We start from the raw sequence: 14,132 nt of genomic DNA on the forward strand, positions 1-14,132 counted from the left end.
ATTAGTTAGTTCGATTATAGACAACGTATCCGGGTTTGTAAAGAATTTTCTGAAAACAAATTAATTAACTTAGCCGATTATTTTTCTTTACATTGTAAAGAAAAAAGCCTTTTCCTGAACTTCTGGTAAAAAAAAGATGAGCAGATTGTTATTTTTTCTCATTTTATCTAGTGATATGTTTGTGATAGCCCCTGACTTCAAGGTATACTCTTAGAAAGTAGGTGAAAAAATGGAAGTTGAAAAATGTTACGCGCCCTTACCGGACGGGTCTGTCCTCTATTACGAGAAAACCGGTTCAGGACGCCCACTTTTTTTACTGCACGGAAATGGCGGCAGCAGTGCCTATTTCTCAAAGCAGGTCGACGCTTTGCGTCAAAAACATCAACTGTATTTAATCGATAGTCGAGGACATGGCAAATCCACCAATACGCAGAAGAAAATCGATTTTTTTAAAATGGCAACAGATCTCTTAGCAATCATTCAGCAAGAAAAGCTAACGAAAATCGCCTTACTAGGATTTAGCGATGGTGCCAATCTGGCGATGGTCTTTTGCCATCTCTACCCAGAGTATGTCAGCTGCATGATTTTAAACTCTGGCAACACGGAACCGCGAGGTGTACGGCTCTTTTCTCGAATCGGCAGTGTTTTGCAATATCTGATCGTTTGGCTTTGTTCTCCATTCTCCAAAGGCATGCGGGGCTTTCTGCCTATTTTGGGATTGTTGTTTCGTCCAATCGGTCTCTCCACCGCCGATTTGAATCACCTCAGTGTGCCGACATTGATCTTGGTTGGCAAACGTGATTCGATCAAGCTCTCCCATTCATTTTATATTGCAAACAGTATTCCTCAGTCCAATTTTATCGTCGTCAAAGGACAAGGACATAGTTTTGCACGAAAGAATCCAGAAGTATTTAATACGAAAGTATTATCTTTTTTAGAAAAGGTCGGTGAATAACTATGAGAATCTTTACTTGGCTCCGCGACCACCGCTCACTGTTTAAAACACTCTTCTTAATTGCAGTAGCCGTGATCGTGTTCGGCGAACTGCTTTCCTTAAGCAAGACGATCTCGATTGATCAACTAAAACAATTGTTTGCGCAACTATCCCTTTGGCGAGTGGCTTTAATGGCTGTCATTGGCTTACTGTGTGTCTTTCCCATGGTCTTATATGATATCGTCTTGAATCGCTTGCTAGGGGACAAACCTGATCGCCGGTATTTACTAGAAACCAGCTGGATCATCAATACCATGAACAATTTGATCGGCTTTGGCGGTTTCATCAGTATCGGGTTACGGTCGGAATTTTATGGCAAAGGAAAAAAAGGCAAAGACGTTGCCCAAGCAATTTCAAAGATTTTTATCTACTTAATGTCTGGTCTTTCGATTTTGTCGCTTGCTGCGCTGGCATTCGTCCTCTTCGGGCCCACGACCGATTATCTACAACAGTATTGGATCTGGCTTTTAGGCGGCAGTCTTTATTTTCCAATCGTCTATGCCCTTAGTTTTTCCAAAAAAAATGCCTACTTAGGTGGGCTGCAACGACGTGATCGTCTGCAGCTGATCGCCGCTTCCTTATTGGAATGGCTGGGTGTTTTTGCCGCCTTCTTCACGACGGGTCTCTTGATGGGTATCTCGGTCGATGTGTTTCAACTGTTGCCGCTTTTCATCGCTGCTTCCGTGATTGGAATCGTATCGATGATTCCTGGGGAACTTGGAACGTTTGATGTAATGATGATCATGGGAATGGGTTCACTGCAAATTCCCCGTGAAAGTGTTATTGCTTGGCTCTTGCTGTTCCGCCTGTTTTATTACATTCTTCCCTTTTTGATCGGTTTGATCTTTTTCTCAAAAAATGTTGGCGTCTCCCTCAACCAGCGCTTTTCTGGGATTCCCAAAAGCTTGTTGTTGGAAGTATTCCATAAGATCGAAGTGTTGCTGCTTTATCTGACGGGAACGATGTTGGTACTCTCCGCCACGATCCCAGAAGCCTTTGACCAAATCAAATGGTTAGCCCACCTCAATCCGATTCGCTTGAATTTCGTGATGCAGTACCCGAGTATCTTTCTCGGCTATCTCTTTTTGATTGCCGGTCGCGGCATCTCTGCCCGTGTCAGTCGCGCGTATGTGCCGACACTTTTGTTGATTGCAGCAACGATCGGTTATGCTATTTTTGCGGGTTTCCGCTTTTCGACCATGCTGTTTCTTCTATTATTATTAGCGATCATGATTTTTTCAAAAAGCGAGTTATTCCGTAAACAGCTAGTCTTCTCGTGGGAATGGTTGACGGTCGATGGTTTGTTGATTGGTTCGCTGACGATCCTCTATGTCATTATTGGGGTCTACAATATGCCTCATCTCAATCGACATCCGACGCACCACCATTCGATGGACTTTTTGCTTTTCCCCTCTGAAAAATTGTGGCTCCAAGGCTTCGTTGCGATTTTATTTGTCGCCGTTGCGATGCTGCTGTTTGCCCGCTACTTGATGGGACCAAAGCACCAACTAGGCGTCAGTGCCGCCACTGATAAAGTGAAACATGTTTTGAACACCTATGGCGGCAATAGCGACAGCCATCTTGTTTATTTAAAAGACAAGCAAGTGTACGTTTATCCAGAAATCGGCGAGCCGACGGTCTTTTTTCAGTTTACGACCTTTAATAATAAATGCTTGGTCATGGGGGATCCTTCTGGGAAGCAAGCAGACTTTCCGCAGGCACTGGAAACCTTCTTAACAGAGATGGATCAGTGGAATTACTTGCCGGTCTTTTATGAAAGTAGTGAAGAAATGGTGATGCTGCTACATGAATTCGGGTATGACTTTATCAAATTCGGTGAGAAAGCTTATGTGGATCTACCTAGCTTCACCCTTTCAGGAAAAAAAATGAAGGGACAGCGGGCATTGAACAACAAGATCACCAAAGAAGGCTTTACTTTTGATGTGCTCACTCCACCCTTTTCAGCCGAAACCTTTGCAACCCTTAAAGAAATTTCTGACAACTGGCTAGATGGACGGAAAGAAAAAGGGTTCTCCCTTGGATTCTTTTCAGAATCTTATCTAAGTACCGCACCAATTGCAGTCGTCCGCAATCAGCAGCAAGAGATCGTCGCGTTTGCCTCCTTTATGCCCACGTATCAAACAGGTCTGGCCTCCATCGATTTGATGCGCCACGATCCTGAAAAAGCGCCAAATGGAACGATGGATTTCTTGTTTATTCAGCTATTCGACTATTTTAAAGAACATGGGTATCAACAATTCGATTTAGGCATGGCACCGTTAGCCAATGTTGGTACTTTCCGCAGTAGTTTCTTGCAAGAGCGGATCGCCTATCTCGTTTACACCTTTGGTTCTCGCTTCTATTCTTTTGAAGGGCTACGAGAATACAAACAGAAATATGCCGCTTCTTGGTCCCCTCGCTACATCTTATATTCTCGGGACAGTTGGATCGGTTATGTCATGATTGCCCTGTTGATTGTCGATAATCAATCGGCAGACAAAACGAAATAAAAAAAGCTCAAATGCGCCGATTTGTACTCGGAGCATTTGAGCTTTTTTAATTGTTGTGCTTAGAAGTTATTCTGCTGATTTAGATGGTGCGTTCTCCCAAAGTTGTTTGACGACTGGAATATTTCCCAGTTCCGTCATGTTTGATGGCAGAATGACCGTATTGGTATTGCTATTGACCACATCTTTAAAAGCTTCGATTCCTAGATATGATAGTGAGCGCTCGTCTAGTTGACTTTCTTTGATAGCTTCATTGATGGCTAAAATCCGCTTGCGTTCGGCTTCTGTGATTTTGGCGATTCGTTCCGCTTCTGCCTCGGCATCGATCCGGACACGTTTTGCCCGTGCCTCCGCGTCGATTTGGGTTTGTTCCGCCCGAGCTTGCGCATCGATTGTCATCTGAGAAGCTTTGGCTTCCGCACTCAAGACAGAAGAAGATTTCTCCCCCTGGGCTCTTGTGATCATCGACTCTTTGTCTCTGGAAGCTGTGATCAGTTTGTTCATTGATTCAATGATTTCTTGAGAAACTTTGATTTCCCCAATGTTGATTCGGTCGATTGCTAGACCATAGCCGGCCGTGATGTCTTTGATTGAAGTAAACAGTGCTACGTTGATTTCTTCTGTCCCATTTAAAACCTCATTCAGATCCATTTTCCCAATGATCCCCCGTAAATTTGATTGGGCATCTTGAATCATTGAGATAACGGAGTTTTCATTTTCGTAAACAAAGGCACGCACATCTGTGACGTGGTATTTGATTGCTTCATCGATCTGCACGATCACGTTGTCTTTCGTAATTGCACTTTGCGGTTCGATCTCCAAAGGAATCTGTTTCAAGGACACTCTTTCTCTTACTGTATATAAAATCGGAACAAGAAAATGAAGACCTGGTTCCAACGTTCGAACATATTTCCCAAAACTTTCCACGACTTTGACTTCCCCTTGACGAACGATCACAGCAGTGCTTGCGATCAGCCAAATCAGAATCACTAATACGAAGATAACTAAAATAATTTGGATAATGATCATTGTAAAAACCCTCTTCCATTTTCAAATAATGTATTGTTTACACGGGTCAATAAGACACCGTTTTCAACCCCGATAATCTCTAACATCACATTTTCAGCAGGAATCCCTGCAATCACCCGATATTCTGTGTAGGTGCCATAAAGACGGATATAACCTGAATAATGATCCGTCAGCGATCGAAAATAGCGTCCAACCGCTCGTTGTTCCATGTAGTCTACGATGATTTTCCACCCTCTTTGCCTGCATGCAGTAAATTCTTCGTTTCAAACTAATTGTTCATTCTGTTACAAGTGTTACTAACTATAATAGCACGTTTCACCCAAGAGAACAGTAAACTTTTTATAATTCCCTCCTTTTTAGAAAAAAAAGACAAACTGAAAACCAATTCCTTGCATTCTTCAATTAAATTGCATACAATTAAATTGTACAAAATACAAAAAACACAGGAGTGAAGAAATGATGAAAAAAATGTATTCAACAAAGATGATCAACACTGGTGGCCGTTCAGGAGAAGTACACAGCCCTGATCATTCATTTGAACTAAATATCACTGCACCTGGCAAACGAGTAGAAAATGCAACGAATCCGGAACAACTTTTTGCAGCTGGCTTTAGCGCTTGTTTCAATAGTGCCCTTGAATTGGTGAAAAGCAGCAAAGGGATCGAAGGTGCTTCTACCGTTAGCGCACAAGTGACCTTATACGCAGAAAGTGAATCAAGTTTTGTCTTGGGAGTGGAGATCGAAGGCCAAATCGAAGGTTTGTCAACAGAAGAAACACAAGAATTGCTTGAGATCGCTCATACCGTATGTCCTTACTCAAAAGCTACAGCTGGCAACATTGAAGTGACAGTCAAAGCCGTTAGCGAGTAGACTTTCGTTGAAAAAACAGCTATGATAAGAGGCGGATGTTAGAAAAAGGGGTGAAAACATGAATGTCTTAGCGTTAGAAAACCAATTGTGTTTTCCTCTATACGCCGCTTCAAAAGAAATTATCAAACAGTACAAAGACTTACTAGATCCGTTGAATTTGACCTATACCCAATATTTAGTGATGTTGGTGTTATGGGAAGAAGAAGCGATCAGTGTCAAAGCATTGGGGAAGCAATTATGTCTCGATTCTGGCACACTGACACCGGTTTTAAAAAAGCTTGAGGCAAAAGGCTACCTCGCAAGAAATCGAAATCAAGACGATGAACGTTCCTTGCGGGTTACACTGACGGAATCCGGCAAAGCACTTCATAAGCAAGCGCTAGAGATTCCCTACAAAGTGACTGAATTCTTGCCCCTTGAACCGGAAGAACTGTCAGTCCTCCATGAATTGACGACAAAGATGGTACAAAAATTTCAAGAACAAGAAAAATGATCCGCTGTTTTCACAGCGGATCGTTTTTTTATCATCCAAACGAGTTTTATTTAAGAAGCTTTGGTTTTCAATTCACCGATCACATTTAGTAACTGAGTTAATTGTTCTGGGTCCTCAATTTTTTTGATGGCGATTTTCACTAATTCAAAAATTTGATCATCGGTTAGACCGGTCTGCAATATCTCTAATTCACTTACAGCTGGTTGAAAACGACGAGCCAAAACTGATCCACTCATTTTAATGCTCGCAATTTCTAGAACTCCTTGGTTAACTAATTTGCGAATCACGGACAATGATGTGTTACGATTCAAGTTGAAACGTTCACTAAATTCTGTACAGCATAATGGTTCATCTACAGCCCAAAAACAAACTAAGACTTCCCACTCTTTTTTTGAGAAACTTAAGTAATCCATAATTGCTCCTTTCCACGCCGATTAGGCTAGTTTCTATTTTCTAATTAAAACAATCGCAGCTTTTTCAATCAGCTGGCTATCCTCTTCCTCTTACCGATTGTTTTTTCTTTCACTAAAAGGATTATATATCAATAATAATCTATTTTATTCATAATTTCAAAATATTTTTTATTTTAATGATAAATAACGTGTTTAATTATTCTTTTTCTTGATAAAAAAAACGACTAGCTTACCTAGTCGTTTTCTTACTCTACTTGATACTCCTACGAAAAATAGTTATTGAACACTAAAGATCAAACTCTCATGCTCTTGTTCTTTCAAGGAATAGCCACAGAATTCTTTATTCAAATTCGGATAATCCCGTTCGATCATTTGAAGGATTTCTAGCTCCGTCAACAATTTGTCTTCTGACAATTGCAGAGAGTTCAACAAAACAAAACGAGAATCGTAGCCTAAAATTTCCGGCATCAACTGCCAAAAGTTCGTGCTGTCAATTCGTTGGATCGTTTCCTCCATAGAAGCGATCAGTTTTTGGACATGATCATAGACTTTGGGATAATCAGTTTTTAATAGATCCAACAGCGCTTGATCCAGCACTTTATCAAAATAAGCCTTTGTGTCAGTATAAATTATTGAAGAAATCACTTGTTTCATCAATCCTTTCATTCAAATGCCATATTCGACATCGTCAAGGATGGCTCCTTGTTCCTATATATAGCATACTATCGGTGATTTTCGTTCTCAAATTAAGGACAGAATTTAGAAAAAAAAGAGAAGCTACTATTCTAACCCCTAATCTTACTCAACAATAGCAAAATTTTGCCAAACTGATAAGCAAAGCGAATCAGCACTTGTCGAAAATGAGAAAATTGTCAGATTCCCTTCTTTTTTATCTAGCGCGGTCCCTCTCCAACAGGAACTGCAACTGCATTCGCTCAGTAATTATACACTTCTACGCTTGCCTAATGAATGTAGGGTTTGTCTCATTTTCACAAACGACTGACACAGCATAATTTCAGACAGAACCTTATACAACATGTATAATTAAATTATAGAAAGACATCAAAATAAAACGAAACGAGGAGTGGATCACAGATGAAGAGTCATTGTAAATGCGGAAAAAAATTGAGTGCCCATGAAAAAAGCTGTCCAGACTGCAAACACAAAAAACAGCAAACTTTAGAATCCTTGGAAAAATTCGTTAAATACGGCAGCTTCGCATTAGCCGGTCTGTCATTAGTTTTGAAAATTGCGAAAAGCCGCCAAAGCTAACTTTATCGCTTCAGTCAACAAAAAAAACGCCCAGATGGCGTTTTTTTTGTTGCTATTCATCGATGATCGTACTTTCCAACCGCCAATTGATAGCGCCTGTATAAGTTCCGGGTGAAATTAGCTCCATTTTGGGAACAAAGCGAAAGTAACAATCGTATTCTTTAAGATCAACCGTTAAATTTGCTTCGTCTGTTGGTTGCTGTTGAAAAATCACTTGTTCCTCAGAGGTTATGGAAGCCATCAGCTGATTGGTCTCCGGATCATAGAGAACCAATTGGATTTCATCCGCCAGCAGTTGTTGCTCTTGCAAAAAATCCGTCATCTGACCATTTAATTGCCAAGTTCCCTCACTAGTATTCGTGATTGATAAAAGAGATGGTTCTTCGTCATAAGAAAGTGCTAGATAAGCATAGCCATCGTCTCTGATGGAACGCGCCAGCTCATTTACCGTGACTACAGTTCCATTGATTGAGGTAGGCGCCTGGTGAAATTCCACGATCCCACGAAAGTCGATGCCATAAAAACGGGTCTCCGATCGATTCCCTTCCGTGTCGATCACATAAACCGCCAGATAATACGTCGTACCCGGTGCCAACGCATTGGTATCCAACATCAATGTATCCGTCAAAGGCTCGGTTATTGCACTTCGTTCAATGAGTGCCATCTCTGAAAAATCATCTTCAGTGATAGCCGTTTCTTCGGTAAAAAAATCCGTAGCGTACACTTTGGCTTGAGTCGAATTTTGGTCCTCGATCGTAATTGGTAGATAACAATTACGCTTTTGTCGCACGATCTGTCGGTTTGCTTTTGCTTCTGTTAACGACACCGAACCTGTGGTCAAGCTCGGCGGAAAGTCTCCGGTCATTTGATAGTAGTGGGTTTCTGGATCCCCCGAGGTCAAACTAGAGACAAAGGCATTCCCATTAAAAATCGTTTGGACAGGAATGATGGCATCCAGATTCTCATCGATCGGAGCTTCTGTATAATTGACGGAAAAATGAACAATGTAGTCGTTTCCTTTGACCATATCAGGCAGTGTCGTAATTAACTGCCCATTTTCAATGACAAAGGGTAAGGCGGTTCCGCCTTCCGGCAGACCATTGACCATAATTTCGCTGGCCTTACCGAAATAGACAGCTTCCGGTACGAGAGACAAGCCCTCTGGAAAAAGACTGGAAAGCGTGATGCCTGATTCTAAATCAGCTAAATCGCTGGTGTCCTTGTAGGAAAGATAGGTCGCATAAATAATGGTTTTGCTATTGTCGACAGTGGCTGGCTGGGCAAGTGTCGTACCAGTATCCAACAATAGTTTGACTGGGTCTTTTTCAAAAACACCGGTTCGCATATCAAGATCTACTAGTCCTTCAACATCGACAAAGGCCACAGCTTTTTCTTGAACATAGCCACCGTTTGCACCTGTAAAACCAAAATAGACCGGTGCACTATTGGTCAGGTTCAAATTCGATTTGAAGGTGTCATCAACAGGTACTGTTACATCAACACCGAAATCTGGTACGGTGTAACGCAACGTTTGCGTTGGCTGATCAAAAACTACTGTAAAACTATGCCACAACCCATCGGAAATATCACTCACTGATACTGTATCACGATGATTTAAGACTTTGTCGATAATCAGCCAGCCATCGGTGGTATATGCGTCATTTGAGCCGGGAAAATTCCATGCGATATGATGGCCGGAAGGAACATCGCGATCCATCATACCGTCCCCAGTCAAACCGGCATTATTATAGAACGTATCGAATTCAATCGCAAAACTTTGTGGGATCGCTCCCGTACTTAAAGGAGTTGTTCCTCCTGTATTTGACCAGACTCCAATCGTCGGTCCTGCTTGTTCTGCCAGTGCATTTAAGCCACTGCTTTGCATCACAAAAGCTATCCCATCGCTGTCCGTTGCTGTATTATCGATACAAAATGCAATTTCTAACCGAAAGGAGCGAGTAAAAGAAACCGGCTTATTGAACCAGACACCACCACTGGAGTTGGTGGTAGCTCCATCATTGACCTGAACATAATTGAAGCCCGGTTCTCCTTGTGGCGAACCCGCTTGGCCCACAGGAGTGATCAGAGAATCGTCAATCGCTAACGTAGGAAAATCTGGCGCAGATACCGCAGCAAGGACGATTTCTTGTTTCCCGCACAGCAGCAAAATGCTAAAAAAGAACACATAGCCCCATCGGATAATGCCAAACTTTTTCATCACTGTCCTCCGCTTTCTTCATTCTGATTCTTCTTTCACTGCCAGCCCATCATCTACTTCTGCTTTATTACGTCTCTTATAAAAAATGAACAAGAGAAGTAGGACAAGCAGGAAGAGAAGTATCCCTCCTGCATAGAGCCAGTACTGTTTTTGAAGATATGCTGCACCTAATGTTGTCTGGCGGTTGATAAGCTTGGCTTGCTTGCGATCAACCACCACCGAATCCTCAAATACCCACGTTCCTTTAGGCGCATTCAACTCGATCCGTAACATATAGGTCCCCGGTTCGAGAATGTTCTGATCAAAGGCACTAAACAGCTCCAAAACCGAATTCGGAGCTATTTGAAAATCCTCTGCAGAAAACCCACCGACCTTGTTGCCGCTGTCTTGCTCACGTATGATCGTTTTCACAGATATTTTGCCAAATGCTGTGGGCTGACTATTGCGGATACTGCTTTTGAGAGCAGCAGAACCATTTCTTTCCACCGCCTCAGAATTGATCAAAGACAATTGGGGATCAGGCATGGTTGCCACATTCTGACGCAAGCGGATCCCTTGCTGAATTTTATAGTTGGCTTGCAGATTTGTTTGCTGGCTTTCAGTTGTCTCTGACGGTTCTTCTTCAAAGGCAAACACACCAAGTATTTCTCCTGCAAATTCTTCACCTTTCATTGAAAGGGTAAAATGAACCTGATGACTTTCTCCAGGATCAAGTTTAATCGTCTGCCTTGGGTTCTCAATCAATTGACTAAACGAGATTCCTTGGTTCTCTTCGGCGGTCTGTTCTGCTTGGTACGCAATAATCCCAGTAGAGGCCGTATAACTATTTAGTGCTGTTGCTTTTATGGTCAATGGGTCTGAGCTTGTATTATGAAGGGCAACAGTCAAATCCTGTTTGGTCTCATCCGTTACCAGTAAGTCAAAGTAACTGACATCGCTAAGTTGATTTTGGGGAAGTTCTGGGGTTACTGTGAACCGCGTCGTTTGTGCATAACCGGTAACTTTTATAAAGCAAAACAGACTAATAAAAAAGCTGATGAGTACCAACCACTTGATTTGTTTTTTCATTGTCGCCCTTCCTTTGTTATTCTGCTTGATAAGTATTTGATAATGTCCAAGTAATCGTGCCGCTATAAGCACCACTATTGACGTTTTGTTTTGGAATCGTCAAGGTTGCACTTGTAAAATCAAAATCATTTGTTGCCAGACCCGTCGTTCCATTAGCACTAGCAATCAGCGTAGGATCTGTTGCCCCTACCATCAATTCTGTTCCTGAGACGAGGGAGGCATCGCCGGAATCAATTGACCCATTGAGGGTGACTTTTGCATTTACAAGTTCATTGTTTGCAGCATTTGTCATTTTTGATAATTGAGCAGTCAACTGCCAGCCTGCTTCATTGGGTCCACGATAATCGGTAATTGACGTTGCCTCATTCGTTGCAGTGGTAAGCACTTGATCGCCTGTCGCAATATCTTTGATGCTCGTAGTACCAAAATCAAAATTCGTCACTTGATCTAACGATAAGATTCCTTGTTCGATGGTTATTGTCGCCTGACTGGTCATTGAAGCAGTCGGATTCGCTTCCGCCGCAAATGCCCTAACAGGTGATAGTGCCAAACTGATACCGATTAAAACTAATACTCCCGCCTTTTTCTTCATTTTTATCTCTTCCTTCCTTTTTTGATGAGTAGTCGATGGATGAAAAAAGCACCGATAAAAAATAATAATTTAGTTTGTATTTTTTCATCTTATTCTCATCTACTATAAGTATAATCCATCATGGTTATCATACGGTTCACAGATTTAGCGTAAAAAAAACGCCAAAAAGGAGAATGCCTTATGTATCGAGAATTTATTTCTCCCGCAGAAGAAAAGAAATTAGCTATTTTCAAGTATGTGTGTAATTCGAATGGAGTAACACTCGTTAAACTCTCAGAAGCCCTAAAGATCCCATTAAAAAGCTTACAAAAGTACATCTATTTTTTAAACGAAGATTTGCAGCAACTTTCACCAACGTTACTTTTGAATAAAAACAATTACAATCAATATTTTGTGGATTGTGGTGAGGAAGAAGAGCAACCTTTTTATTCCAAGCTGATGTATCATTATTTGCTCAACTCCACACAATATCACTTTATCCATTCATTGATTGGCCGTAACCAAACAACCCTCACACAGCTATGCCTTGATTTACACATTAGTCAGTCTCATGTGTACCGCTTGATCAAGAAAGTCAATCAATTACTAGAAAAGTTTCAGATTGTTATCCGAACAGATCACCAAAATCGGATTGAATTAGCGGGCAAGGAACTTGATATCCGTATTTTTATTTATAGCTTTTTAACTCAAAGTGCCCCTGCTGAATTGTGGCTTTTGTCAAGTATCTCTCCAAAAGAGACCGCCAAGTTTACCGCCTATTTTGAAACTTCGGCTTTTGATCAACTAACAAAAAACAAATTAGCTGCATTTTGGCAAACCGTTGTCGGCCGCAGTATCAAAAGAAAATATCTGCCAATAATCCCTGATAAGTATTTGGAGATGATGGAATTCTACTGCTTTTTACCAGCAGATATTCTTGACTCACTCTTCTTAAGTGCTGAGTATGTTTCAGACAAAACGCGTCGATCAGAGTATCTGTACTTGAATTTCTTCCTCCATGTCTTTTTACCGGGGGTTGTTCCCCAAGAGAAAACACAAGCCATTATTCAAGCAATTAAGTACTCTAAAACGGATCTTGTCTGTTTTTTCACTACTATGATCGAAGATTGGCATACTACCTTTGCTCCTAATCAGGGAAAAGCCGAATTCGAAAAGCTTTTGAGCAGTTGCCTGCTAGTCTTCAACCTATCGATCATTATTGGGATCGATCTCTTGGAAGTTTGGCAGCTAGAACACGAAATGCTGACGGAAAACGCTCCAACAAATGACGAGACCTATGAGGCCATCAGCCAACTTTTACTGACCCACGTTAAAAACTACCCATTTGCCGACCTGGATAAAGACTATTTTAAACAGACACAATTGCCTTATCTGACTCATCTCTTATATTTGGAAACACTGATGAACACGCCCCCTACCGTATCGATCTATATTCAAACGACGATCCAATACCGCACAAAGCAAATGATTGAGACGAGGATTCGTTCGATTTATGCTAAAGCTTCTGTGACTTTCGTCAAGCAAATGGAAGCCGCCGATTTATTGATCACGGATAATTATGAAGAAGTGATGTTCTCCGAAAAATTAGTCTTGCTGTCAAACCTGCAAGATGAACAAGAGTGGGCAGCGATTTTTGCAAAAATCAATCAACAAATGATGACAAAGATGTTTGCGAAACAAGAGAAGTAAGCTGCCGATTCCATTTACATCCGCAAAAAAAAGCCCGAGCATCTTTGCTCGAGCTTTTTTACTACTATTTTTAGTCCTGACAATTTTAAGCGAAGAAGCTACCACCAGTTACACTGTACACTTGGCCAGTTACATAACTTGCTTCATCAGAAGCTAAGAAAACGTAAACGGGTGCTAGTTCCACCGGTTGACCGGCACGTTTCATCAATTCTTTTTGACCAAATTCTGGGATCGCAGATTGTGGTTGACCACCAGAAATTTGAAGTGGCGTCCAGATTGGACCAGGCGCAACGGTATTGACCCGAATACCTTTTTCACTTAATTGCGCAGCTAACCCCTTACTAAAGGAAGTAATGGCACCTTTCGTGGCTGCATAGTCTAACAGATGGGCACTTGGTTCCGCACTTTGGATCGAAGTGGTGGTGATGATGCTTCCACCGGCTGGTAAGTAATCCAACGCTTCTTGAACAGTCCAATACATGGAGATGATATTCGTTGTAAAAGTATCTTGAATTTGTTGCGTAGTCAACTCTTTGATGTCCTTCACCGCTTGTTGCATCCCAGCATTTAGAACTAACGTATCTAAACCGCCTAATTCTTTGGCTGCTTCATGAACCAATTGACGAGCGAAGGTCTCATCTTTTAAGTCTCCTGGGATCAAGACTGCTTTGCGTCCAGCTTTCTCGATGACTGCTTTGACTTCTTGCGCGTCTTCTTCTTCAAAAGGAAGATAGTTGATTGCCACATCGGCGCCTTCTTTGGCAAAAGCGATGGCTGCAGCTCGACCAATACCAGAATCACCACCGGTCACTAATGCTTTGCGTCCAGTTAATTTGCCTGAACCAGCGTAGCTTTCTTCCCCGCAATCAGGTACTGGCTGCATCTTCCCTTGAATCGCCGGTGCTTCTTGCACCTGTTTTTCAAATTTGCCATCATAATACTTCGTTAACGGATTGTTGATTTTTTCTGACATGCTCGTTTCCTCCT

The 14,132-nt window shown here is 41.7% G+C and carries 13 protein-coding genes; 5 read left to right on the forward strand and 8 right to left on the reverse strand.

The window, feature by feature from the left end; translation table 11 throughout:
* Positions 1-229: 229 nt before the first annotated feature.
* Together ENLAB_RS02610 and mprF are read left to right on the forward strand one after the other, a co-directional pair.
* The gene (locus ENLAB_RS02610; protein ID WP_195264961.1) at positions 230-955 is read left to right on the forward strand and encodes an alpha/beta fold hydrolase; all 726 of its coding nucleotides are present in this window, start codon (positions 230-232) and stop codon (positions 953-955) included.
* Positions 956-957: 2 nt separating this feature from the next.
* On the forward strand, positions 958-3,504 hold the full coding sequence (gene mprF, locus ENLAB_RS02615; protein ID WP_244352451.1) for a bifunctional lysylphosphatidylglycerol flippase/synthetase MprF: 2,547 nt from the start codon (positions 958-960) through the stop codon (positions 3,502-3,504).
* Between the two features lie 66 nt (positions 3,505-3,570).
* On the opposite strand, the gene ENLAB_RS02620 is transcribed toward mprF, so the two are convergent.
* Positions 3,571-4,530, reverse strand: a complete 960-nt coding sequence (locus ENLAB_RS02620; RefSeq protein ID WP_010747934.1) for an SPFH domain-containing protein — start codon at positions 4,528-4,530, stop codon at positions 3,571-3,573.
* On the reverse strand, positions 4,527-4,739 hold the full coding sequence (locus ENLAB_RS02625) for a hypothetical protein (RefSeq protein WP_005225691.1): 213 nt from the start codon (positions 4,737-4,739) through the stop codon (positions 4,527-4,529). Before ENLAB_RS02625 ends, ENLAB_RS02620 begins: the two co-directional genes overlap by 4 nt.
* Before the next feature lie 250 nt (positions 4,740-4,989).
* Between ENLAB_RS02625 and ENLAB_RS02630 the strand changes: the two genes are divergently transcribed.
* Both ENLAB_RS02630 and ENLAB_RS02635 read left to right on the forward strand, forming a co-directional pair.
* Positions 4,990-5,400 carry an organic hydroperoxide resistance protein gene (locus ENLAB_RS02630; protein WP_081118133.1) on the forward strand — a complete coding sequence of 137 codons (411 nt, stop codon included), beginning with the start codon at positions 4,990-4,992 and terminating at the stop codon, positions 5,398-5,400.
* A gap of 58 nt (positions 5,401-5,458) precedes the next feature.
* The gene (locus tag ENLAB_RS02635) at positions 5,459-5,893 is read left to right on the forward strand and encodes a MarR family winged helix-turn-helix transcriptional regulator (RefSeq protein ID WP_081118006.1); all 435 of its coding nucleotides are present in this window, start codon (positions 5,459-5,461) and stop codon (positions 5,891-5,893) included.
* Between the two features lie 50 nt (positions 5,894-5,943).
* On the opposite strand, the gene ENLAB_RS02640 is transcribed toward ENLAB_RS02635, so the two are convergent.
* The 5 genes from ENLAB_RS02640 to ENLAB_RS02660 form a co-directional block, all read right to left on the reverse strand.
* Positions 5,944-6,306, reverse strand: a complete 363-nt coding sequence (locus tag ENLAB_RS02640; RefSeq protein ID WP_077454481.1) for a hypothetical protein — start codon at positions 6,304-6,306, stop codon at positions 5,944-5,946.
* A 276-nt stretch (positions 6,307-6,582) separates the two neighbouring features.
* The gene (locus tag ENLAB_RS02645; protein WP_077454484.1) at positions 6,583-6,951 is read right to left on the reverse strand and encodes a DUF7006 family protein; all 369 of its coding nucleotides are present in this window, start codon (positions 6,949-6,951) and stop codon (positions 6,583-6,585) included.
* Positions 6,952-7,630: 679 nt separating this feature from the next.
* A complete protein-coding gene (locus ENLAB_RS02650; RefSeq protein ID WP_244352453.1) occupies positions 7,631-9,796 on the reverse strand; it encodes a lectin-like domain-containing protein in 2,166 nt (721 codons plus the stop codon).
* A gap of 18 nt (positions 9,797-9,814) precedes the next feature.
* Positions 9,815-10,864 carry a WxLIP family cell surface protein gene (locus ENLAB_RS02655; RefSeq protein WP_244352454.1) on the reverse strand — a complete coding sequence of 350 codons (1,050 nt, stop codon included), beginning with the start codon at positions 10,862-10,864 and terminating at the stop codon, positions 9,815-9,817.
* 16 nt (positions 10,865-10,880) lie between these two features.
* Complete coding sequence (locus tag ENLAB_RS02660; protein WP_244352455.1) at positions 10,881-11,456, reverse strand: WxL domain-containing protein; 576 nt, start codon at positions 11,454-11,456, stop codon at positions 10,881-10,883.
* 180 nt (positions 11,457-11,636) lie between these two features.
* On the opposite strand from ENLAB_RS02660, the gene ENLAB_RS02665 reads away from it, so the two are divergent.
* Entirely contained in the window at positions 11,637-13,145 is a 1,509-nt protein-coding gene (locus ENLAB_RS02665; protein ID WP_244352456.1) for a helix-turn-helix domain-containing protein, read from the forward strand.
* 85 nt (positions 13,146-13,230) lie between these two features.
* Here the strand turns inward: ENLAB_RS02665 and ENLAB_RS02670 are convergent, their stop codons facing one another.
* The gene (locus tag ENLAB_RS02670) at positions 13,231-14,118 is read right to left on the reverse strand and encodes an SDR family oxidoreductase (RefSeq protein WP_077454560.1); all 888 of its coding nucleotides are present in this window, start codon (positions 14,116-14,118) and stop codon (positions 13,231-13,233) included.
* Positions 14,119-14,132 lie beyond the last annotated feature (14 nt).

The organism is Enterococcus innesii, assembly GCF_022846515.1.
Classification (GTDB): domain Bacteria; phylum Bacillota; class Bacilli; order Lactobacillales; family Enterococcaceae; genus Enterococcus_D; species Enterococcus_D innesii.

Coding starts and splice junctions, on each gene's coding strand:
- ENLAB_RS02610 (WP_195264961.1), top strand. CDS start 230: ATGGAAGTTGAAAAATGTTACGCGCCCTTACCGGACGGGTCTGTCCTC.
- mprF (WP_244352451.1), top strand. CDS start 958: ATGAGAATCTTTACTTGGCTCCGCGACCACCGCTCACTGTTTAAAACA.
- ENLAB_RS02620 (WP_010747934.1), bottom strand. CDS start 4,530: ATGATCATTATCCAAATTATTTTAGTTATCTTCGTATTAGTGATTCTG.
- ENLAB_RS02625 (WP_005225691.1), bottom strand. CDS start 4,739: ATGGAACAACGAGCGGTTGGACGCTATTTTCGATCGCTGACGGATCAT.
- ENLAB_RS02630 (WP_081118133.1), top strand. CDS start 4,990: ATGAAAAAAATGTATTCAACAAAGATGATCAACACTGGTGGCCGTTCA.
- ENLAB_RS02635 (WP_081118006.1), top strand. CDS start 5,459: ATGAATGTCTTAGCGTTAGAAAACCAATTGTGTTTTCCTCTATACGCC.
- ENLAB_RS02640 (WP_077454481.1), bottom strand. CDS start 6,306: ATGGATTACTTAAGTTTCTCAAAAAAAGAGTGGGAAGTCTTAGTTTGT.
- ENLAB_RS02650 (WP_244352453.1), bottom strand. CDS start 9,796: ATGAAAAAGTTTGGCATTATCCGATGGGGCTATGTGTTCTTTTTTAGC.
- ENLAB_RS02655 (WP_244352454.1), bottom strand. CDS start 10,864: ATGAAAAAACAAATCAAGTGGTTGGTACTCATCAGCTTTTTTATTAGT.
- ENLAB_RS02660 (WP_244352455.1), bottom strand. CDS start 11,456: ATGAAGAAAAAGGCGGGAGTATTAGTTTTAATCGGTATCAGTTTGGCA.
- ENLAB_RS02665 (WP_244352456.1), top strand. CDS start 11,637: ATGTATCGAGAATTTATTTCTCCCGCAGAAGAAAAGAAATTAGCTATT.
- ENLAB_RS02670 (WP_077454560.1), bottom strand. CDS start 14,118: ATGTCAGAAAAAATCAACAATCCGTTAACGAAGTATTATGATGGCAAA.